Genomic DNA, 24,806 nt, shown 5'->3' with positions numbered 1-24,806 from the left:
GAAAAAATAATAAAAAAATGTTACATAAACCTTACATTTTTATGTGTTTAGTGTTATCATATATAATAAATTAGTATGTCTTAAAGGAGGGACACGATGTGAAACTCAACCAACGTGGGTTATTGATTGTAATTAGTGGTCCCTCAGGGGTCGGAAAAGGAACAGTAAGGGAAGCGTTATTCGAAATGGAAGGACATGATTTGGTTTACTCTATATCAATGACGACACGCCCACCACGTGAAGGGGAAATCGATGGCGAGGATTATTATTTTGTATCCAAAGAAGAGTTTCTAGAGCGAATAAAAAATGATCAATTCTTAGAATATGCTGAGTTTGTTGGGAATTATTACGGGACTCCAAAAGATAAAATTGATGCACAATTAGAACAAGGTAAGGAAGTTGTCCTTGAGATTGAAGTGCAAGGAGCATTGCAAGTAAGAGAAAAAGTTAAAGATGCCGTCTTTATTTTTATTGCGCCACCGAATAAAGAAGCATTATTTAGACGCTTATTAAGACGCGGAACTGAAGATCCAGAAACGATTGATAGTCGTATGATAAAAGCTGAACGTGAGTTCCCACTTGCACATAAATATGATTATATTGTTGTAAATGATGAAGTGATGAATGCGGCCGATCGTATAATTGCGATTATCCGTGCAGAACACGCTAAAACAGAGCGTGCCATATATAAGTATAGAGAGATGTTGGAGGTTGATTAAACATGGCAAACAAAGATGGATTACGTTACCCATCAATTGATAATTTATTAACACAGATTGATTCGAAGTACAAATTAGCATATGCATCAGCAAAACGCGCAAAGAAAATTAAAGAGTTTGACGATGTGACTATCGAACACAAATGTAGCAAACCGGTTGGGATTGCGCTTGAAGAAATATTAGAAGGAAAAATCGATATTGAATTTGAACAATAAAAGTAGAAATCATTCTACTTTTTTTATGTGGATATACAATTTAACCTTAAAAAATGGTATAATGAATTAGCACAAAACAGGTGGTAAATTATGAACAAAGAATTTCGTGTGCTTTTAGAGCAACTAGACTTACATCAACAAACAGATATATACCAAGGGTCACTCGAAGATGTGACGATAAATGAGACTAACAGTTGTTGGTCTTTTCGTGTGCGTTTTAATGCACCATTATCAATTGAACATTTAGAAACATTTGAAAAACGATTCGAAAAATTACCAAAGTACCTTTCACACTGTGATAAGACAGAATTGTTATTAGAATATAAAGAACCCAATCATGATCATATCGAATCATATTATGATTATGTCTTAAGAAAACTCGCAAAAGAACGTCCGCGTTTCAATGCAATTTTAGATTTTAAAATCGAACAAGAAAACAATAAAATTAATGTTATATGCCCTAAAGATGGGACTTTTGTAACGAATATGTTATACGAGATTAAAAAAGAACTTAAACGTTATGGATTTGACGTTATTTTAGCCACACGGATATGCGAAAAATCACCGATGATTAAAGATAGAATCAGCAAAGAAGCATCTGACTTTTCAATCAAAAGTGAAGAAACGATTGAACAAGAAAAACCAATGCGTTTTATGTCCTATAACGACGGGAAAGTTCGGAAAATTACACATCAAATTGAAGAAATACCGATTACGGAACAAGAACTTATAGAATATAAAAGTATGCACAATAACACCAAAGTGGCATTTGAAGGTGAAATAACGCACATCGAACATTTTGTAACACGTAAAAAAAGTCATTTATTTACGTGGATTATTTCAAATGATAATGACTCAATCTATGTTAAAAAGTTTGTTAAAAATCAAGACGAGCTTGCTTTTATGAAACAAACAAAAGTTGGCATGCTTGCCAAAATAAACGGAATAGCTTCTTTTGATGAGTATTCAAAAGAAGTCACTGTCACAGCGATTACAATCGAAAGAAGTAATCACACTGTTACACGTGACCCACGTCAAGATACAGCTAAAGAAAAACGTGTTGAACTCCATTTACATTCTAAAATGTCGACATTAGATGGTATTACATCGATGAAAGATTATGTGAAAACAGCGAAGAAATGGGGACATGACGCGATAGCTGTGACTGATCACGGAACGGTACAATCGTTTCCTGAATTATATAACGCCACGAAAGATAAGAAGATTAAACCGATCTATGGATGTGAATTATCATTTATCGATGAAAGGCAACTTGATGTCATTAAACATCCAATAGACTTACCCTTAACTGAGGCTGTCTATACGGTATTTGATATTGAAACAACGGGACTCAGCGTATTACATGATAAAATTATTGAGATTGCGGCAGTGAAACTTAAAAACAATCAAATTGTTGAAGAATTCTCAATGTTTGTTAATCCAGAACAACCACTCAGTATGTTAACCACTAAGTTAACTTCAATTCAAAATAAGGATGTTGCCTTAGCACCGACAATTGATGCGGTTATTCCTAAATTTAAAGCATTCTTTGAAGGAACGATTATGGTAGCGCATAATGCCCATTTTGATATGGGATTCATTTATCAATCACTAAAAGATCATGATTTATATGATGGCCCATTACCGACAGTCGATACCTTGCAGATTGCAAGAAATGCCTTTGGTGATGACTTGAAACGGTTTAATTTAAAGGCTGTTAGCCGTTATTTTAAAGTTCATCTAGAACGTCACCATAGAGCTATTTATGATACAAAAGCTACCGCTGAAATCTTTTTACATATGTTAAAGCATATGCGCGAAGTAGGCATTTTGAATGTTAATCAAATGAATATGTTAAGTGACGGGAGTGACGGCTATAAACATGCTATTCCAAGCCATATTAATTTACTTGTCACAAACCAAATAGGATTAAAAAACCTGTATAAATTAGTCAGCTTAGCAAACACAAAATATTTTCATAAAGAACCGAGGCTACTAAAATCAGTTTTAGATCACCATCGAGACGGATTACTTGTCGGTAGTGGCTGCATGAATAGCTACCTTTTTGAGATAGCAAAAAATAAACCATATGATGATTTATTAGAAGCGGCGAAGTATTATGATTTTCTAGAAGTACAACCATTCGAAGATTATCTTTACTTAGAAGAACGCATGGATGATGTAAATACTGTCATTCAAACGGCCATTGAAAATATCATAAAAGTTGGCGAGACATTAGATATTCCCGTTGTCGCTACAGGAGATGTTCACCATGTCTTGAAAAGTGAGAAGAAGTACAGAGACATCTATGTTCAAACACCTGTCGTTGGCGGTGGCTTACACCCACTTGCGAATTTTAAAAATATTCCAAGTCAGTATTTTAGAACAACCAATGAAATGCTTGATGCCTTTCCATTTTTAAATGATGAAACAACACATAAAATCGTCGTAGAAAATACCCAATTAATTAACAACAAAATTGAATTTGTCAAGGCATTCCAAAAAGAACTCTATGCCCCTAACGATGATTTTCTAGCGTTAGAAGGCATACCATCTATTGAAAATAAACTCATCAAAATGGTTAGCGATAAAGCGAAAGAAATATATGGTAATGATGTTCCAAAACTTGTTCAAGACCGAATAGATAAAGAAATTAAAAGTATTACAGAAAATAAATTCTCTACAGTCTACTTTATCTCTCATTTACTCGTTAAAAAATCGCTTGACGAAGGCTATTTAGTCGGTAGTCGTGGATCAGTTGGAAGTTCATTAGTCGCAACACTCATGGATATTACAGAAGTGAATCCTTTGCCTCCACATTATGTCTGTCCTAAATGTCATTTCTCATCATTTAAAATGACCAAAGAACAAAAAATGACTTATGGGTTATCACAAGAAGAAGAAACGTTACAAGCAATCCTTGATCGGTATGATACAGGGTTTGATTTGCCTAAAGAAATTTGCCCTGCATGTGGCGAAGAACTTCACAAAGATGGACACTCAATTCCTTTTGAAACCTTCTTAGGATTTAAAGGCGATAAAGTCCCAGATATTGACTTAAACTTTAGTGGTGAATATCAACCTATAGTACATGAATATATACGTAAAATCTTCGGTGTTGAACGCGCCTTTCGGGCAGGAACTATCTCAACCGTTGCGGAAAAAACAGCGTTTGGATATGTCAAAGGCTATCTTGAGTCTAAAAATATGACGATGCGTAGCGCCGAAATTCAACGTAGCGCCACCAGAATTACTGGTGTTAGACGTTCAACTGGTCAACACCCTGGCGGAATTGTTGTCGTGCCAACTTATAAAGAGATTTATGATGTTACTCCAGTACAATATCCAGCTGATGATACATCAAGTAATTGGCGAACCACGCACTTTGACTATCACAGTTTTGAAGACAACTTATTTAAATTAGATGTCTTAGGACATGATGATCCAACAATGATTCGTTACTTAATGGATTATGTCAAAGAACACCCTATTGACTTTCCATTTACAGACGCAAGAGATATCCCATTAGATGATCCTCATATTTATGGAATGCTTAACTCGACAGAAGCCATTGGACTGACTAAAGAGGATTTAAATAGTGAAGTCGCAAGTTTTGGAATTCCTGAAATGGGAACCAAATTTGTCCGTGATATGTTGACAGATTCACGACCAAAAACATTCGCTGATGTAGTAAAAATCAGTGGATTATCACACGGGACAGATGTATGGATTAACAATGCAAAAGACCTAGTTACAGGTCATAATCAACGATTTGGTACGATTCCATTTAAAAACGTTATCGGATGTCGTGATGATATTATGGTCTACTTAATCCAAAACAATATGCCAGAAGATGTCGCCTTTGAAATATCAGAGTTTATCCGTAAAGGAAAAGCACAATTTCAACCAGATAAGTGGGATGGATATAAGGACATTATGAAGCAACACAACATTCCTGATTGGTATATTTGGTCTTGTGGGAAGATCAAGTACATGTTCCCAAAAGCCCACGCAACAGCATACGTAATGATGGCTTTACGCATTGCTTGGTTTAAATACTATCATCCAATTTTATTCTATAGTGCCTACTTTTCTAAACGCGCAAGTGACTATGACATATACGCTTTTTTAGGTGGCGAATATGAAATAAGAAAACGGATGAATGACATTGATGAGCAAGGTAATCGTGCATCCGATCGTGACAAGCGTGTCTACACTGTTTTAGAAATTGCACTTGAAATGGTCAAACGTGGATTTAGCTTTAAAACAATTGATATTAATGCGTCTGATGCTACTGAGTTTAAGATTACAGATGATAAGAAGCAACTCTTATTACCGTTTATCACGGTTGATGGACTAGGCCTCAAAGTTGCACAATCCATTGTTGCCGCAAGAGAAGAAGCCCCTTTTAAAACACAAGAAGATATAAAAAATAGAACGAGTCTATCAAAAACACTATTCAATAAACTTGATATGTTAGATGTCTTTGAGGGCATACCTGAAGACTCACAAATGAATTTATTCAATCTTTAATAATATAAAGAATGGTTACAATCAATGTATCCATTCTTTTACATTTGTATTGAGAATGAGATAAAACCTGATATAATAACGGTATTGAAAGAAGTGATGTTTATGACACATAAATTTATAGGTTATTTACTTGCGATGACAACAGTAACTATATGGAGTTCAACATTTGTTATCACTAAATTAGTACTTGAATATATTACTCCATTACAAATATTAACAGTGAGATTGTTGACTGCGACGCTTTTTCTATTTATTATCTATCCTAAGTTTCGCAAACCAACATCAATAAAAACAGAACTTTTGTTTTTAGGAAGTGGTCTAGGATTAGGCTTATATTTTATATTTGAAAATACCGCGGTGGATATGACGTATCCAAGTAATGTTGGCTTGTTAGTTGCTTTATCCCCTCTTTTTACAGCTATCATTAGTTCTTTTCGTGAAGATAAGTCATACTTTGTTTTAAAAAACATTATCGGTTTAATCATGGCATTAGTTGGTGTTGGGTTTGTTGTGTTTGGCAATAGTGGTGTCAAAGGCATAGAACCTTTAGGAGACTTTTTAGCTATACTAGCAGCTTTAATGTTTTCAATTTATACAGCCTTTTTAGCATCTGTTTATGAAGAGTATCACATTATTCAAAAAACGCGTAAAGTCTTTATCTATACCTTCTTAGTCTTAATCACCTATCATCTTTTCTTTGGGACGACATTAATCTGGGAAACAGTAAACAAAACGACAGTATTTGGCGTCTTGTATTTAGCTATCGCAGCATCGTCACTTGCCTTTCTTTTATGGAATAAAGCGATTGCCTTAATTGGAACATTTAAAACCAATGTCTTTATCTATATGGTTCCTGTTGTCACGATGATAATGAGTTACATAATAGTAGATGATCCCATTACATTACTTAATACATTTGGAACACTCATTATCATTATTGGTCTTTATATAACTGAAAAGGAATCTAAGCAAGTAGCTTAGATTCCTCTTTTTTATTGGTGTCCTTCTTTTGGTACAATACAAATAAACTTAAAAGGTTCGTTAGATGTATTTTTAAATTGATGTAATGTGTTCGCATCAACATAAGCGTAGGATCCCGGACTTAATGGATGTAGTTTATCATCAATCTGTAAAGAACCATGTCCTTCAAGGACATAATTAATATGTGGCCAAGGATGTTCATGTTTTGGTGTATGCCCACCTTTTTCAACGGTAAGTACACGCATAACATGGCTATCCCACCCTTCTTTTTCACCAACTAAAACTTGAATTGATGTATCTTTAACTAAGTCACTAACAATTTGCTTAGTTTGTGTTTGTTTAATGTGATTAATAATCATTATTTGCCTCCTGTAAGATGTGTTTAAGGTGTAACTGGGTTGAGAACACCATCTTTGGTTAAGAATGTTGTATCATCATTATTCATATACTCAGTATCTGGATAACTATCAGCACCATTAATTGTTTCATATGGGCCAACGATTTCAGGTGTGACTATATTTCTAACAATCATACTTGTTGCAACTGTATCTTGTCCAGCTGCATCTAGACTATTTAGCGTACTTAAGTCGAATGATACACTGGTGAAATCAGTGGTTACTTCTTGTGTAGCTTGAATAAAGTATTTAATTTCATCTCTAGTTATTAGGGTACCGGCATAACTGAATGTGTTTTCTGCTAAAGCAGGAATGTCTGAAGCAATATTAGCATTTCCTCTTAACATATTATCGAGTGTTGTATGAACACTAGAACTAATTAATAAAGTCGTTAAATCAGTGTCACTCATTGATGTAATAGTCGATGCATTCATACCGCCATTAAAGTCACTAACACCAAGGACTTCTAGCGATTCAAGCAATCGTATTAGTTCAACTTTTTCAATGTGCGTATCGCCAACACTATTTACATGGATTGCTTCTCTAAATTCTGTTGGAACGAGTAATGTTGTTGTTCCAACTGGTGTTGTTTCATCCCCTGCAGTAGGTAAAATTTTACCTGAAATGGTTGCTTGTAGTGAAGCACTTGTTAAAACGATATTAAAGTCAGCCGCAAAGATGGTTGTAGGATCAAATGTTAAAGCGCCAAAGTCCGTTAATCCCATTTCTTCTAACCCATCCATAATCGCATCAATTTCGGTTTTATTAACATAAGTGACATCCGTTTGTACAATACGTATTGTGTCACTAGTGTTCACGTTTACATCAGGGATAACTAAGGTATCTCCCCCTGAAGTATTTAAGAGTTTGTTTGATAAAGTAGCTTGAAGTATTGAGGAGAGTAAAATCGTATCTCTTTCAGCAAAGAATTCACTTGAATTAAGTTCAGCACCAAAGGTGTCTAGGTTGCTATAACCCATTGCTGTAAAGGCATCGATAAGCGCTTTAATTTCCTCTTTAATAATATACTCTTCAGGCGCAACAGTTAATCGGATTTCATTACCAACAGTTTCCCCATCTTGTGTATAGTTTGGTACAATAACAAGATTATCTGTGTCATCTAAAGCAATCACTTTATCCGTGATTGTACGGTGTATAGAAGCACTGCCGAGTAAAATATCTTGATTAGTTGTATTAGAGATTAAGGTAAAATCAAATGTTCCATCCACATTTCCTATATCCGAAATGTTTAAGACTTCTAATGCTTCAATGGTAGCTTTGATTTCATCCTTTACAATAAATAAAGTACTATTGACTGTTTCTTGAATGACATTATTATTCACATCTACATCCGGAACATTCAAGAAGGTATCGCCTAAGTCAACCATTTGTTTTGTAATAGTTGCATGCATAGCGGCACTATTTAATAATACATCTTGATTTGTATCATCATATATATTTGATAGATTAATTGAACCAGTAAATGAATTGATATCGGTTATATTAAGTACTTCAAGTGATTCAAACATCGCCCCTATTTCAGTTTTAGAAACATAGGTGAAGTCGGTATTATCTCCTGCATTTCCAACATCTATTTTAACAGCAACACTGTCAATATCTGTAGATGGTATGCGTAATGTTCCATCACCTAAATCTAGCAACTGTTTAGAAATAGTTCCTTGCATTGTCGATGATGCTAATAAGGTATTACGTTTTGTTTCATCAAAGAATGTTGTTAGGTTAATGCTTCCATTAAATGATGTCACGTCTGTGATACCGAGTAAATCCATGCCTTCAAATACAGCACTTAATTCTGCTTTAGTAATATATTCTGTATCCGTATTATTCAGTGGATCTCCGACAGCAACACGTATTTTTGTTGTGTCATCTTCTGCGAAATGAGGAACAACAAATGCCGTTGTGGCAGTAGATTCTAAATCAATGACTTGTTTAGAGATGGTTGCTTGAATGGTAGAAGATGCTAGAAACTCACTTCTGTTATCCACAGGAGTTGTGGCATCTGGGTCGTAAATAGTACTTAGATCAATCGCACCATCAAATGACCCAACATCTGTTAATCCTAAAATGTTAAGGGCATCTATTATAGCTTCTATTTCATCTTTACTAATAAACTCTGTTTCATTACCACTTGGGCCAACGAGTAAACGGATAGTTGTGCTGTTATCTTCAGCAAAATGTGGTATTGAGATATTACCTGCGGTATCTTGATCGATTAATTGATCCGAGATTGTCGCATGCAATGTTGCACTATCTAGCATTGTAATAATATTATTAGGATCACTTGTAATACTAGCAAGATCAATTGATCCTGTAAATGTATCAAAGTCTGTAATACCAAGAATCTCTAATGCATCTAGTATAGCGATTATTTCATCTTCAGTAATATATTCAGTATCGGTACTATCATTTGTATCGCCGACAGTAATTCGGATTGGATTCGTATCAACGTCTTCATATGGGACTTTAATCGTTTCAGTGCCTAAATCAAAGATTTGTTTTGAAATAGTCGCATGTAAGATGGAAGAATCTAATAAGGTATCTGCATCTGCAATGACTTCAGTTAAATCTAAACTATCGACAGCGGTAAAATCAGTAATATTCAACGTTAATAAACTTTGCAGCATGGCATTTAATTCTGCTTGTGCAACATAGTTTAGGCTATCTTGTGTATCTTCAATAATGACGTTTCCGCCTGTTTCTGTGAAATAAGGGACAGTCAATATTGCACTTGCGCCTTCTGCTTGTTCAAATAACATTTGTGAGAGCGTCGCATGGACAAGCTTTGAGTCAAATAGTGTGTTAGATTTTGTTGTGTCTAAAATGGTAGGATCAGCGTCTGTGCCAAGATTTTGTATAATTGAGGCATCAAATGTCATATTTTCCAGGTCAGTGAAACCTAAAACACCCACTGCTTGGAATAATTTGCTGATTTCAGTTTTACTGACAACATCTTGATTGACACCATCAACGCTAATTGTGGTTAATGCACTGTTAGGCACAGTTAAAATACTGCCACCTTGATCGATGATAATATTACCTATCGTAGCGGATAAAATATCTGATGTGGTTAAGGTATTAATAGAGGTGTCGCTTAAACTAAATGCTTTGGCAATATCAAAGCCTTGTTCTTCACAGACTGTGTCACCTTCATCACACGCTAAATCATTGACAAGAACTGTAGCTGCACTTGCCACGTTTTTAAGTTCTGACGCGAGTAAATAGTTATTCGCATCTAACACACTGTCAGGAATGATTAATGGTGTGGTTCCTAAATCCATATTAAGTAAGAAATCACTAATCGTCGCAACCAGTAATTCTGAATCAAAGATGGTATCAATTGTTGGGTCATCGAAGTTTGCGATGACATCGAGACTAATATTATTAAAGTCAAAGTCTTCTGCCACATTAGTAATGGCATTGACGGCTTCTAATATATTACGTAACTCTCCGGCAGTTTGTAAGTTGCCATCATTGTCATACACATCAAACCAATTCACACCATCGGGTACAACAATGACATCAAGTCCCTCAATACCTGCGGTTCCATCAAAGATGTTTTTTAGTGCGTGGCTTACAATTTCTGATTGTAGTAAAACGGTGAAGTCCATGTCTGATAAAGCACCTATTAAAACATTCGGATCCCCTGCTTGAAGTTGACCTACAGTAATATTCGTATCTAATACGGCTTTAGCAACTTCACCAAAAGCTTGATATTCATTTTCCCATGTCACGCCTTGTGGTACCGTGATAACGGCACTTAATTGTCCGCTTTGACGTTCTAATAATGGCTCGAGAGCAACGTAGGCAGCTAGTGTCGCTATTTCTGATTGGCTAAGTGAATCGAATAAGTCTTTGACTTCTGTACCATCTAATGTGACAGTAGTTAAATCTGTATCATCATTCATAATGCCGGCCGTATTGATTAAATCAAAACCAGTCCCGGCTACTGCACCCAAAGTAGATAATTCACTCGCCCAATCAATGGCATATAAATCCTCAGTTGGTATCTCTAATGGGGTTTCAAAATAGCCACTTGCAATGTCAATTCCCAGTGGAATCATTGATGTGACAAATTTACTTTCAGATAAGGTAACGAATAAAGCTGTGACTTCATCACCTGTAATGTCACTGATATCGTTTGTTTGTCTATAATCTGAACTCAGTAAAATATTGGCTGTTTCAGCCATAGTATCAAGTTCATTACGTAATAAAACTTTATCTTCTTCTATATAGAAAGAGAAGACGGTGTCAAATAAATATAAGTTTAACGGTACTTGGGCATTATAATTTTCATCCGTATAAGTCACTTTATAAGCGTATTCAACAAATAGGTTGTTGTTGTAGCCATCAATCATATTACGTGTTTCTGTAATGGTCGATTGCATATTTGTTGGGATATCAATTAAACCTGTCGCCATCGGCTCAGGCGAGATATTGTTTTGATATAGGGGATCATATGGATTATAATCATTGGCCAAATAGATTGTTTCAATGGTTTGGGCTGTTTGAGTTGTTTCTTCAGGTAATAAGACTAAGAAGCTTTCTGTGATATTTAGCATACCACCAAGCATGATCAACCCAACAAACGCACTTACTGTACCTTTTGCAGCACCGGCAAACGCACCAAGTAATGGTTTTTTCTTTTTGATTTTTTGTTTTTTCGCAAATTTCTTTTGATCCTTAGCCAGTCTGGCTTGATCTTTTTTATGTTGGCGTTTTTCTTTTCGTGACATTTGTTTAACCATTTTTTTCATGTCTTTCCGATGACGTTTTTCTTCCTTGCGGTACTTTTTATGGTCTTTTTTGCCTTTTAATGTACGTTCTTCACCATTATAGTCTAGAATAACCTCTTTATTGCTTCCTGAGAAGAATAAGACACGAATGACATACGCGATAAAGCGGAACACAATTTGTCCGATAGTAAAGTATACAATCGCATATATTATCTTCACAACAAATAGCGATATTCCCGTGACAAACGAGATGAATACATCATTGCTCATTGTATCACCAACATAGCTACCTGCATATGTTTCTACAAGTGTAAATACGGCATTACCGAGTGTCGTAACACCGGAAAGTTCTGGAACATAGGGCGCTGCCATATCAAAGACACTTGGCATTTCTAAGACCCAAAGGGCATCGACAACGGCATCAATCGTAATAAAAAAGAAGGCATAGAAAAGAACAAGCACAATTAAGTTGTACAATGTCTTTTTCAGCCCTCGAAAATACCCGATTAAGAAGCCTAGTCCAATGACACCAAAGAATGCAATATTAAAATATAGTTCGTAGTTTAATCCTTGTGGCATAACATCAACCTCACATTTTTTTGTACATATCTATTATTTCATAAAAATTTTAAATAAAAAAACAATACACACCAAATCTATGTATTCGTGATGTATATTACACTTTTCATTTATATTATATCGTAGAGTTTTACAGAAAACAAGAAAATCAATATGAGTTATTGAATGTTTAGCGATGACTTTTAAAAAAATATATGATATAATAATCAACGATTTCAAAAAAGGGAGTGTTAGAAATGAAATTAAGAGGAGAAAATCCTGTCTATAAATACGCTGAAAAAAGTGGGCTTTATGACTATGGTAATAGCTATAGTGCAACGTACCAAGGGGTTGCTTTAAAGACGTTTTATCTACTAGTCATTACAGCTGCATTTGCATTGGTATTTGCGTATCGTTTAAATGTGGAAACATTTGGTACAGGACGAATGATAGGAGTTATGATTGGAGCCCCAATTATTGCGATTATTGCGGTGATTGTTACTCATCGCAAACCTGAAATAGGAATGTTCACAACGTTGATTTATGCTGGTGCAGAAGGGACATTTATCGGTTTTATTAGTGCCTTGTATGGATATATGTATGGTGGTCAAATCATACAAATGGCCTTAATGGGAACCTTTGGTGTTTTAGGAGGCATGTTGTTCTTATATTCAACAGGTATTATTCGCGTGGGGAATTTCTTTAAAAAAGCGATGATGAGTGCCTTAGTAGGATTAATCTTTGCCTCAATCTTATTATTGATTTTATCATTCACAGGAATTGCTATGCAGACGTTTGAAACACTTTATATTGGGATTGTCGTGTTAAGTGTTATTATCTCAAGTTTATTTTTATTATATGATTTTAAAATGGTCACAGAGTTTGTTGATGCGGGGGCCCCAAAAGAAATGGAGTGGTCACTTGCATTAGGGTTGGTTGTTACTATTGTGTGGTTATACTTAGAACTCTTGCGTTTATTTGCGATTATCGCTGGAAAACGAGATTAATAATTATAGGTGTTAAGCATTATGCTTAACACCTATTCCTTTGAATAACAGTTGCATTATATTATCATCATGTTATAATACTAATTGTAAAACGTAGACATAGTCATAGTAGTAACACAAAAGACGATATCAGAGAGAGGTTGCAATGGTGTGATGACCTTTATCGACTTGTTATGAATTCAACTATCGAGTGACGCCAATCCCGTCCGTCTCATCCACGTTAACAGATGCTTAAGAGCCTAACGGAACTAAAGGTGGTACCGCGGAAATTATTTCGTCCTTTTTATAAAGGACGATTTTTTTATTACAATAAGACAAAGGAGTGACAATTATGGCCATTAAAGAACGGTTAAATTCAATTAAAGAGAAGGCCAAAAAAGCCATTAACCAAGCGCAAACAATGGTAGATCTAAATGACATTAAAGCGAAATTTTTAGGAAAGAAAAGTGCGTTTAATGATATTATGAAATCGATGAAAGACTTGTCTAAAGAAGAACGCCCAGTTGTTGGAAAAGAAACCAATCTTGCTAAGCGTGATATTCAAACCTGGATAGACGAGAAGCGACAAGAACTTCATGATTTAGAAGTACAAAAACAGATTGAAGAAGAAACCGTCGATGTGACAATGCCAGGAAAAGTGTTTCATCCAGGGACAACACATCTTCTTACTCAAATAACAGATCAGATAGAAGATGTCTTCATTGGTATGGGGTATGAAGTGATGGAAGGACCAGAGATTGAAATTGATGAATATAATTTCGAGAAACTGAATTTGCCGAAAGATCATCCCGCAAGAGACATGCAAGATACCTTTTATATTGATGACACATTGTTATTAAGAACACATACATCACCAGTACAAGTTAGAACAATGCTTGATAAGGGCGGTAAAGAACCTGTTAAAATTATATGCCCTGGCAAAGTTTATCGACGAGATGAAGATGACGCAACGCATAGTCATCAATTTATGCAAATAGAAGGGCTAGTGGTTGATAAAGATACAACCATGGCGGATTTAAAAGGGACATTACTCGTCATCGCAAGAGAGATGTTTGGACAAAATCGTGATATTCGCTTACGTCCTTCCTATTTTCCATTCACCGAACCAAGTGTTGAAGTCGATGTTAGCTGTCATAACTGTGATGGAAAAGGATGTCATATTTGTAAACACACCGGATGGATAGAAGTATTAGGTGCTGGTATGGTTAATAATAATGTTTTAGAAGCCAGTGGCTATGACAGTAGTGTGTACCAAGGATTTGCCTTTGGTGTAGGAGTGGAACGAATTGCGATGTTAAAGTATAAGATTAACGATATACGTCAATTTTATACCAATGATTTACGCTTTAACAAGCAATTTAAGTCATGAAAGATTTAGTTGTTATTATCAATGGCGCTGGGACAACTGGTGGCGAATTACGTGGCTTATATAACTATTTAAAGAAGAATGATGAGTATTTTGTCTATTATCCAGGTATCATGCCAGGGGCATTTGTTGGAAACTATTTCCCTAAAGCAAAAACGAAAGACTTCATTCAATTTATTGATGAAACTACGGAAGTGATTAACCAAAAAGGCTTTAGAAATGTTTACTTGATTGGGTATTCTTTAGGCGCGAGTACCGCAGCTATTTTAGCGGCTAGAAACCATCGTGTAGATAAAGTCGTATTAATCGCACCGATTGTTAAGAATCCCAATTATCGAAAGTTTTTAAAAGGTCTCAGTTCAAGCTTAGCCCATTCTAAAAAGTTAACCCGTGTTCAAGAAATTTTTTATAAAGAGTTTATAAGACGTTTTGTCTTAGTGCCAAAGATTCATATTTGGCATTTGCAGTTATATCTTCACTATACTAAACGGTACTTAAAAATGATTAATGTACCTACCTTAGTGATTGAAACTACTAAAGATGAGTTAGTGAAGAAAAAGTCAATCGATCAAATTGAAAAAAGTATGGGGGATGTACCATTTAGACGTTACAAAGTGGATTCGAGTCATTTCTTATTCTTTGATAAAAGTGTGCGCAACGATGTCATCCATACGATCGATGACTATCTGAAGGAGGAGATATCATGAATATTTCACTAAATTGGCTAAAAGACTTTGTTGATGTGGCCATTGATAAAGACACTTTAGCAAATCTATTTAATATACATTCCGCAGAAGTAGAATCGGTAAAAGAATTAGTCAATGCTAATCAATTAACTGTCGGAAAAGTGTTAGAAAAAACAGCGCATGAAAATGCGGATAAATTAAGTGTTTGCCAAGTTGATTTAGGCGATTCTACAGAACAAATTGTGTGTGGGGCACCAAATGTTCAGGCTGGACAAATGGTCATTGTCGCAAAACCGGGCGCAGTCTTACCGGGGAATTTTAAAATTAAATCATCGACTATTCGTGGCGTAAAAAGCAATGGGATGATTTGTAGTTTGCCTGAACTGGGTATCGACAAAAAGTATGCGGATGCGAGTGGTATCCACGTCATTCAAGAAACATGCGAACCTGGGGATAACCCGCTTTCTGTTATGGCGTTAGATGATCAAGTTATAGAGATTGACATTTTACCAAATCGTCCTGATTTATTAAGCATGATGGGTGTTGCATATGATGTGAGCGCCATTTTAGAAAAGCCGATTACATTAAAAGAGATTCGTGTGGATGAAATTGATAAACCGAACGATGTCACTATTAAATTATCGACAGACCAATGCATGAGTTACTACGCTAGAGTCTTAGAAAATGCACAAATAAAATCATCACCACGTTGGATGCAATCACGTTTAATTGCCGCTGGGATTCGTCCAATTAATAATGTGGTTGACATTACAAATTATGTTATGTTAGAGACAGGTCAACCGTTACATGCTTTTGATTATGATTTATTAGACAGTGATACAATTGATGTTCGCTTGGCTAAACACGGAGAAACACTACGCACCCTTGATGAAGTTGAACGGCAATTATTAACCGATGATATTGTGATAACGAATGGGAAAAAGGCTGTCGCACTAGGTGGTGTGATGGGTGGGTATGATACTGAAATCTCATCGAGTACAAAACGAATTCTTTTAGAGAGTGCGGTCTTTGATCCAACACATATCAGAAAAACATCATCGCGTTTAAATCTTCGTAGTGAAGCATCGATGCGTTTTGAGCGTAAAGTAGATCCTAAACGGACACAATACGCCTTAGAACTAGCGACACATTACTTTAATAAATATGCGCACGCAGATGTGTTAAAAGGAATACAAAAAGTCGATAATACATCCCATAAAGAATTGTTGATTTCAATCAGCGCAGAGCTTGTCAATAAGACATTAGGAACAAGTTTAAGTGATAAAGAGATAAAGACAATTTTAACGCGATTACATTTTAATCTGTCAGAAAAAGATCAAATGATCATTGTTCATGTCCCAACGCGACGCCAGGATATTGAGACATACCAAGATATCATTGAAGAAATTGGACGTATTTTGGGGTATAATGAACTACCTGTAACCTTGCCAACAACCATTAATCAAGGTAAATTGACAGATTACCAACAATTTAAACGCACCATCAAACACACCTTAGCGCATCTTGGATTAACCGAGGTCGTTACCTATTCATTAACGTCTATAGAACGAGTTCATGAGTTTACAGTAGAACATGACACCCCAGTTCAATTACAGTTACCAATGAGTGCGGACAAGTCCGTATTACGGTTAAGTCAGTTACCTAATATGTTGGAAGTAGCAAAATACAACTATGCCCGTAAACAAACAGATATTAGACTATTTGAACTCGGAAAGTCTTATGCAAAAGATGGTGAAGATGAAATCTTAAGTGGTGTTTTAACCGGTAACTTGTCCCACATAAGTTGGCAAGGACAAGTTGAAGAGATTGATTTCTTTACTGTAAAAGGTATTTTAAACAGTTTGTTTGAGGTGTTGAGTTTATCCCATTTAACATTTGAACCAACAAATCGATATAAAGAATGTCATCCAGGTCAAACAGCCATCATTAAAGATTATCAAGGCGAAGTTGGATTTTTAGGAAAACTTCACCCTGAATATGCTAAAAAGCATGACTTAGAAAATACGTATGTCTTCGAACTGGATCTATTACGTCTTTATGACTATAGACGGGTATTAAGGAGTGCGAAAGCGATAAATAAATATCCTGAAGTGACGCGTGATTTATCGGTTATTGTTACTGAAGAAGTTACCGCTAATAGATTAGTTGATCAAATTCAAAAAGATGGTAAACGATTATTAAAAGATGTTGAGATTACTGATTTATATCAAGGTGAGCACCTTGAAGCGCATCAAAAATCATTAACTATTCGTCTTACATTTACTGACGAGAATAAAACGCTTAAAACAAAAGACGTTGACCAACGTGTTGATGCGATTGTCAAAGGTCTTAAAAGTAATATTGATGCGATTATTAGAGATTATTAATAGGATTAATCCACTTAAAAACACTTCATTATGAAGTGTTTTTTTAGTATAGTTATCTGCTTTAATATTTGAAATAGGCGTTAGTTTAATAATTGTTTTACGACTTTAGGAATATCTTTATTCTCTATTCCAGAATAGGGAAATATTATACTGTTGGATTGATCAATTAATTGATATTTATAAGCGTATTGATGACACTTTTTAATAAACGTATTTAGATGGTGTTTTTGTTTAAAATCAAACACAATATGTAAGTTAGCATCTGTTGAGCGTATAGTAAAATGATTTTTTTGGTATCGTTTTATTGCCTCGAGCATAATTTCATTTTTATCTTTATAAATTTTTGATAATTTTTTTAGATGGCGGTAATAAAGACCACTTTTCATATAATTAGCGACACTTAATTGCTCTAACTTACTCACACCTTGGGCGTAATTGAAGAAATCTTTTTTATATAGATTATACAGTTTAGGGGGTAAGACCATATAACTCATTCTTAGTGAGGGAAGTAATGTTTTTGAAAAGGATCCTATATAGATTACATGGGCATGATCAAAACTTTGAATAGCGGGTATAATCTGACTATTATACCGCATTAAAAAATTATAATCATCTTCTATGATATAGCTATCAAAAGTATGTGCCCAGGTGATAAGTTTGTTTCGGTCATTGACTTTTAATATATCACCGCTTGGATACATATTTGAAGGAGATATATACAGAAAATCGGCCTCTGTTTTGAGTAAGTTATCAAAGGTGTTCCTTCCGATACATTGAAAATCGTATTGTCTAAAGATATTGATGGCTTTTGTGAATTCTGGTTTTAAATACATAACACTCGTACGATTGCTTAATCCAAGCAAGATGTGTAGTAATGATTGTATTCCCGCACCAATAATGATTTGATTTACATCGCACATGACGTTTCGTTCATCTCTCAAGAAGGCTTGGATTTCTTTACGTAAAGCAAGTTCACCACTTGGGTGACACGGCTTTCGTAAATTATCTTCTTCGTAATTCAATACCTGATTGAGCATTCTTTTATACTCTTTTGTCTCAAACATGCAAGGTGTAATTTGATCATTTGGATGATTATGATATCCAATTGGTTCGAGTGATAAAGACGTCGATGTCGAAGCAACATTATGGATATTCATGACATAATATCCACTACGAGGGCGTGAGGCAATATACCCCTCAACAGCTAATTGGTGATAGGCTTTTTCTACCGTTGTGGTGGATATATTATGTGTTTTGGCATATTGCCTAATTGACATCAATTTACTATTTGCGGGGTAATAATCATTCATGATGTTTGCTTTTAAGGTCTCATAGACTGTTTCATATAATAATTTTTTAGCCATCTGTCCATCTCCTTTTGGTGATAATTTATGTTTCTAGAATGACAATATTATATCGCATATCGTCTGAAATAACAAACAAGAATCGTATACACATTGCATTATTTAAGAAGTGTGATACAATATTATAAGCATTAGATGAATGAATATTTGAGGAGTTTTAAAATGGAAAATCTATTTAATTACACGTTACAAGAACTTGAAGAATATCTTGTTAATAAAGGCTTTAAAGCGTTTAATGCAAGACAAGTTTTTGAATGGATATATAAAAAAGATGAAACAGACTTTAGCCAGATGAGCAACTTAAGTAAAAAGTTGCGTGGTTTTTTAGATGAGACGATGACAGTTAACACATTAACTGTCGTATCACACCAAACAAGTCGTGATGGTACACAAAAGTTTTTATTTAGATTAACAGATGGACAAGTTATTGAAACGGTTTTGATGAAACACAACTATGGAAACAGTGTATGCGTTACCTCCCAAATCGGTTGTAATATGGGATGTAGCTTTTGTGCATCGGGACTTTACAAAAAAACACGTGATTTAACACGGGGTGAAATTGTTCAACAAATCATGACCGTAAAATCATTGATTAATGAGCGTATTAGTCATGTTGTTATAATGGGTATAGGCGAACCTTTTGAAAATTATGATCACACCATGGCCTTTATCGATATCATTAATAGTCCTTACGGCTTAGAGATTGGGGCACGACACATCACCGTATCTACAAGTGGCATTGTCCCACGGATATATGATTTTGCGAAGGACCCAAAACAAGTTAATCTCGCAATTAGTTTACATGCGCCAAATAACCGTTTACGAACGCAAATTATGAAAATAAATAACGTCTATCCAATTGAGGATATCTTAAAAGCGGTGAAGTATTATATTGACCAAACTAACCGTCGTGTAACCTTCGAATACATATTACTGTCAGGTGTCAATGATTCCATTGCTCACGCCGACGAGTTAAGTAATGTGTTGCGGGGGATCAATTGTTATGTCAATTTGATACGCTATAATGTTGTCGAAGAATTTAGTTATCAAGGCACGCCTCAAAACCAAGCTAAAGCATTTCATGATCGGTTAATGGAACGCGGTATAACTGCAACATTAAGACATGAAAAAGGTGGCGACATTGATGCTGCTTGTGGTCAATTACGTTCAAAAGATATCAAAGAGAATGCGTGATGCATTCTCTTTTTTCTTGCATTTATATAAAAAGTCATTTATTATATGAGTGTACTCATATTAGGAGGTGACCTATGGCTAGAACGACAAAAAAGCAACAAGAAGAACGTAAAAGACGTATAATTGAAGTCGCATCAAAAAAGTTTTTAGAACACGGATTTGAAGCAACATCGACAAAAACGATTGCGAAAGAAGTGGGAATTGCAGAAGGGACATTGTTTAATTACTTTGACTCAAAAACAGACTTGTTCTTCGAAATAATTAATCAAGATATCCAACAAAAAATGACTGTTTGGCATGATACAATTAAGGAAGAGAAAGACATCGCAAAAGCTATTGTTACCGAAATGAAACGCATTTTGAAATTACTTTTAAAACTACCAAAACGCCTTTTGGCGGAGTTGACTGTTCAAACGATAAAACTTGCGAAAAAGAATCCAAGTAAGTTGAAGCATTATGCAGACATAGATTTTCAATACATGGCACGAATTGAAGAATACTTCAATCAGTTAAAAGCACGTGGTTTTTTTCAATCATTAAATAGTAAGTATATGAGTGAAATTATCTATAGCATTATGGTATATGAGTTAATGATCTATGTTTACGATAAAAAGCGGAGTAAAGAAATGTTATTTAACACGGTTGAAGATAAAGTTTATATGGTTCTAAAAGAAAGACTGTAGGAGGTAAACAATGAGTATTGTATTAGAAAAAGTGACGAAAGTGTATCGATCTGGAGAAGTTGAGACAAAGGCGTTAAAAGAGGTATCAATTAACTTTCAAGAGGGCGAAATTGTGGCTATTTTAGGACCGAGTGGGAGTGGAAAATCGACACTTTTGAATGTTTGCAGTGGATTAGATGTACCAACAGATGGTAAGATTCAGATTGATGAGGATATTATTAGTGAGATGTCGACAAAAGAATTAACCAGGTTCAGACGTGATAATCTTGGATTTATTTTCCAGCAACATAATCTCTTACAAACCTTAAGTGTTAGAGAAAATGTAGAAGTTGGTCGGGCTGTGAGTAACGATCCATTTGAGACAGAAGAAATCATTGACCGTGTAGGGTTAACACCTAATATTGATAAGTATCCATATCAAATAAGTGGTGGTGAAGCACAGCGTGTTAGTATAGCACGTGCCGTCGTTAAAAATCCAAAAATTCTATTTTGCGATGAACCTACTGGCGCACTTGATGAAGACACTGCAAAAGAGATTTTGACTGTCTTAGAAAACTTAAATGCTGAGTATAAAACAACTATTTGTCTTATTACTCATAATCCAAATATTGCGAAGATGGCAGATCGTATAGTTAAGCTCAATTCAGGTGAAGTGATCGATAGTTTTGAAAACGCAGACAAGCACAAAGCAAAGCATATAAGTTGGAGTTAATATGTTATTTCGGAATGTGTTTAGAACACTGAAGAAAAAATGGCTACAACTGTTTTTGCTTGGACTTATTATGGTCATGAGTAGTTTTATATATACCATGATGAGTTATAGTATTGATACACTCCTTGAACCGACAGAAGAATATTTTGATCAGGCGAATCAGGAAGATTTTGCGATTGGATTAGCGGATGGCTTATTTGAAGACGATTTAGCTGTGATTCAATCAAACTGTCCCCAAGTACTACAAAATCATCCTGATGTATATACAGTGAGTGGGCTATATGACATTGACCGCACATGTTATAAGAGCGTAATGACACATCGAATTGAAGCAATCGAGTCAATATATGAAGATATTACATTGGAATTAAGAGAGTATAAAGATATCTATTTTACATTCAATAATCGTTCAGTGAGAATGCGTGTCTTAAAAGAAAATGATATGATAAATACAACATATGTTATTGAAGGTGGATTACCTCAAAATGATAGGCACATAACAATCACAGAAATCTTTGCTAAAAAACATAATTTATCGATTGGCGATACATTGACCATTAATGAAAAGGATTATGAAATAACAGCTTTTACACTCTTCCCTGATTATAGTTTAACCATTCTGTCAGAAACACTTATTATAGATAATACCTCACAAACAATTGGCACTGTGACAGATAGTGAATTTACACGGATTAATAGTGATATTGGTTTCGATATAGCAGGAACAACATCTCTCACAGATGAGGCATTTACCGATACTGTAATTGACACTATTTATGACCAAGGACTCCCGTATATTACAAGCGCAACCTTAACAATTAACAATATGCGAAGCGGCGCTATTTATTCAGAGTTGTCTGGTGGCCGTGCAATGAATATTTTTCTGAGTTTAATGATCGCATCAATCGGATTAATTATAGTGGGGATCATGATTTCTAAAGTCTTAAGTCAACAACGCGGTCCTATTGGCATCTTAAAAGCAATGGGATATACGAATACAGAAATTACATTACCATATATTCTCTTTATCGCAATACTAGCACTACCAACTATTATACTAGGGTATTTTATTGGGTGGTATTTTGCTGAACCGTTTAAGAACATTTACTTAGAATTTTATTTGCTTCCGTATCAAGCGATTGAACAAGATATTAGCACGGTATTTGTGGCAATTATTGTGCCTTATCTGTTTTTATTATTAATCAGTTTTGTCATCATACAAAAGATGTTAAAGAAAGATCCGGTGACCCTCCTTAATCCCGTAGTAACCAGTCAAACGAATAAACTAGTCACTAAGTTATCAGTGTTATTAAAGCCTTTTAATATTAAGACGAAGTTAAAACATTTATTACTTTACAGAAGTATGGTCAAGTTTTTAGTTTTCTTAATAGGCATCTTTTTCGCAGCCTTTACCATTTTGTTTAGTTTCTCGATGACCGGCATGATGGACCGGATGATTTATGATTATTATGAGAATACACATCATGAGACCATAGGGTATTGTGATTACCAATCAAGTTGTCCAGTGTCAGATGATGATGAAAAAGTGATTGAACTATCCAGTGTTTTAGTTAATGAAAGTAATGTTATGTTAATCGGGCTTGATCAGTCGTCTGACATTCATCCTTTGTATAATGATAGTGGGGAGATCATCACTGAGAAAATTAGTGATGGACTAGTAATTACATCATCAATGCACTTGATCGAGAACATTGATATTGGTGATGAGGTTTCTGTTCAAGTCGGAAGCGATTCAACAACGTTAAACGTTGTTGGTATTACAGAAGAATATGGCGCAAGTAAAGCGTATTATAGCCGTAGTTCACTATCAGCGTTTTTAATGGATAATACAACTTACTACAATGCTGTATATAGTCAAACAAACTTGAATGAAGACAATTACTTGCATGTTATCTCAACTAATGATATATTAAAACAAGCAGAAGAGATGCAAGCGTTTTTCAATATGTTTATCATGATTATGATAAGTGTCTCAATCGTATTAGGAACAATCATTATTTATATTTTGACGTTACTAACGATTGAAGATAACTTTTATAATATTTCATTATTTAAAGTAATGGGGTATAATAATAAAGAAATCGACAAGATGATTCTCGGTGGGTACTTAACCTATGGCGTGATTATTTTCTTAATCACAATTCCGATTGCGTTTGCAGGTTTTCAGTTTATGGAACAGTTCTTTGCCGACTTTTATGGGCTGTTATTCCCGGTGTCATTTAAACTTTGGCACGCCGTTCTTGGGTTGGGGATTTACCTTGTGATATTTTACTTAGGAGCCCTCAATGCGAAACATCATTTAAACGATGTCGCATTACAAGAAGCGATGAAAATGTATCAAGTTTAATAGGAGGCAACACATTTGAAAAATGGAAGAATCATTAAATTGATCGGTGGAAAATATACCGTGTTAGGTGAACAAGGTGATGTTATTACGTTAACACCCAGAGGTAAAATGCGCCACATTAATACAAGCCCAAAAGTGGGCGATTTAGTCACGTATAATGACGATTTCATTCAGGAAGTCTTACCCCGTCATAACGATTTAGTTCGTCCCGCCATTGCCAATGTCGATCAAGCGTTATTAATTCATAGTGCTACTCGGCCAACGTTTAGTTTTAATCTCTTAGATCGGTTTTTAACCATTATAGAGAATGAAGATATTACGCCTATTATCGTGGTGACAAAAATTGATTTACTGCGTGATCATGATTTAATAAATTTAAAAGAACAACTTGCATATTATGAAGAGTTTTATGATATATATTATGTAGATGCCAAACATCGTGAGCATATTGAACAACTTGATACCATATTTACTGATAAAATTAGTGTTCTAGCTGGGCAAACAGGCGCAGGAAAAAGCACACTATTAAATGCGATAGACCCCACACTTAATTTAAAAACAGATGATATATCTGATGCCTTAGGACGTGGTAAACACACGACACGACATGTGGAGTTAATTCCGTTATCAGGTGGTCTCATCGCAGATACACCCGGATTTTCTAAACTGGATTTTAGAAATATTGACTTAGATAATGTCCCATTAAACTTTGTTGATTTCTTTGCCTTATCTCATCAATGTAAGTTTAACGGGTGCACACATATCAATGAACCAAAATGTGCCGTTAAGCAAGCACTTAATGATGGAGATATATTACCATCACGGTATGAAAACTATAAACGTATTTATGAAGAAGTAAAAGATATAAAGCCGAAATATTGAGG

General features: G+C 35.1%; 16 protein-coding genes. 13 read left to right on the top strand and 3 right to left on the bottom strand.

Features of this window, described 5'->3' with window-relative positions:
* The first annotated feature begins 98 nt into the window (after positions 1 to 98).
* From gmk to UMR38_03785, 4 genes are all read left to right on the top strand, one after another.
* Entirely contained in the window at positions 99 to 719 is a 621-nt protein-coding gene (gene gmk, locus UMR38_03800) for a guanylate kinase (GenBank protein ID MEC9484983.1), read from the top strand.
* A gap of 2 nt (positions 720 to 721) precedes the next feature.
* Complete coding sequence (gene rpoZ / locus UMR38_03795) at positions 722 to 934, top strand: DNA-directed RNA polymerase subunit omega (protein MEC9484982.1); 213 nt, start codon at positions 722 to 724, stop codon at positions 932 to 934.
* A 90-nt stretch (positions 935 to 1,024) separates the two neighbouring features.
* Positions 1,025 to 5,467, top strand: coding sequence for a PolC-type DNA polymerase III (locus UMR38_03790; GenBank protein MEC9484981.1), 4,443 nt, complete (start codon positions 1,025 to 1,027; stop codon positions 5,465 to 5,467).
* A gap of 102 nt (positions 5,468 to 5,569) precedes the next feature.
* Complete coding sequence (locus UMR38_03785; protein MEC9484980.1) at positions 5,570 to 6,448, top strand: DMT family transporter; 879 nt, start codon at positions 5,570 to 5,572, stop codon at positions 6,446 to 6,448.
* Between the two features lie 11 nt (positions 6,449 to 6,459).
* On the opposite strand, the gene UMR38_03780 is transcribed toward UMR38_03785, so the two are convergent.
* Both UMR38_03780 and UMR38_03775 read right to left on the bottom strand, forming a co-directional pair.
* Positions 6,460 to 6,807 carry a cupin domain-containing protein gene (locus UMR38_03780; GenBank protein MEC9484979.1) on the bottom strand — a complete coding sequence of 116 codons (348 nt, stop codon included), beginning with the start codon at positions 6,805 to 6,807 and terminating at the stop codon, positions 6,460 to 6,462.
* A 23-nt stretch (positions 6,808 to 6,830) separates the two neighbouring features.
* Positions 6,831 to 12,176, bottom strand: coding sequence for a hypothetical protein (locus UMR38_03775; protein MEC9484978.1), 5,346 nt, complete (start codon positions 12,174 to 12,176; stop codon positions 6,831 to 6,833).
* A 236-nt stretch (positions 12,177 to 12,412) separates the two neighbouring features.
* On the opposite strand from UMR38_03775, the gene UMR38_03770 reads away from it, so the two are divergent.
* The 4 genes from UMR38_03770 to pheT all read left to right on the top strand — a co-directional run bounded on the left by UMR38_03770 (position 12,413) and on the right by pheT (position 17,601).
* Positions 12,413 to 13,162 carry a Bax inhibitor-1/YccA family protein gene (locus tag UMR38_03770; GenBank protein ID MEC9484977.1) on the top strand — a complete coding sequence of 250 codons (750 nt, stop codon included), beginning with the start codon at positions 12,413 to 12,415 and terminating at the stop codon, positions 13,160 to 13,162.
* Positions 13,163 to 13,493: 331 nt separating this feature from the next.
* Positions 13,494 to 14,531 carry a phenylalanine--tRNA ligase subunit alpha gene (pheS, locus tag UMR38_03765; GenBank protein ID MEC9484976.1) on the top strand — a complete coding sequence of 346 codons (1,038 nt, stop codon included), beginning with the start codon at positions 13,494 to 13,496 and terminating at the stop codon, positions 14,529 to 14,531.
* Positions 14,528 to 15,235, top strand: coding sequence for an alpha/beta fold hydrolase (locus UMR38_03760; GenBank protein ID MEC9484975.1), 708 nt, complete (start codon positions 14,528 to 14,530; stop codon positions 15,233 to 15,235). Before pheS ends, UMR38_03760 begins: the two co-directional genes overlap by 4 nt.
* Entirely contained in the window at positions 15,232 to 17,601 is a 2,370-nt protein-coding gene (gene pheT / locus UMR38_03755; protein ID MEC9484974.1) for a phenylalanine--tRNA ligase subunit beta, read from the top strand. The genes UMR38_03760 and pheT overlap by 4 nt, the downstream gene beginning before the upstream one ends.
* Before the next feature lie 80 nt (positions 17,602 to 17,681).
* Here the strand turns inward: pheT and UMR38_03750 are convergent, their stop codons facing one another.
* Positions 17,682 to 18,965, bottom strand: coding sequence for a PLP-dependent aminotransferase family protein (locus tag UMR38_03750; protein MEC9484973.1), 1,284 nt, complete (start codon positions 18,963 to 18,965; stop codon positions 17,682 to 17,684).
* Between the two features lie 162 nt (positions 18,966 to 19,127).
* Between UMR38_03750 and rlmN the strand changes: the two genes are divergently transcribed.
* From rlmN to rsgA, 5 genes are all read left to right on the top strand, one after another.
* Positions 19,128 to 20,159: a 23S rRNA (adenine(2503)-C(2))-methyltransferase RlmN gene (rlmN, locus tag UMR38_03745; protein MEC9484972.1), complete on the top strand. Its 1,032-nt coding sequence runs from the start codon at positions 19,128 to 19,130 to the stop codon at positions 20,157 to 20,159.
* A gap of 74 nt (positions 20,160 to 20,233) precedes the next feature.
* Positions 20,234 to 20,842, top strand: a complete 609-nt coding sequence (locus UMR38_03740) for a TetR/AcrR family transcriptional regulator (GenBank protein ID MEC9484971.1) — start codon at positions 20,234 to 20,236, stop codon at positions 20,840 to 20,842.
* Between the two features lie 10 nt (positions 20,843 to 20,852).
* Positions 20,853 to 21,554, top strand: coding sequence for an ABC transporter ATP-binding protein (locus UMR38_03735; protein ID MEC9484970.1), 702 nt, complete (start codon positions 20,853 to 20,855; stop codon positions 21,552 to 21,554).
* A 1-nt stretch (position 21,555) separates the two neighbouring features.
* Positions 21,556 to 23,922, top strand: a complete 2,367-nt coding sequence (locus UMR38_03730) for an ABC transporter permease (GenBank protein MEC9484969.1) — start codon at positions 21,556 to 21,558, stop codon at positions 23,920 to 23,922.
* A 15-nt stretch (positions 23,923 to 23,937) separates the two neighbouring features.
* A complete protein-coding gene (gene rsgA, locus UMR38_03725) occupies positions 23,938 to 24,804 on the top strand; it encodes a ribosome small subunit-dependent GTPase A (protein MEC9484968.1) in 867 nt (288 codons plus the stop codon).
* The last annotated feature ends 2 nt before the right edge of the window (positions 24,805 to 24,806 follow it).

Source organism: Candidatus Izemoplasma sp. (assembly GCA_036172455.1).
Lineage (GTDB): Bacteria > Bacillota_I > Bacilli_A > Izemoplasmatales > Izemoplasmataceae > JAIPGF01.
This window is presented reverse-complemented; position numbering and strand designations above follow the sequence as displayed.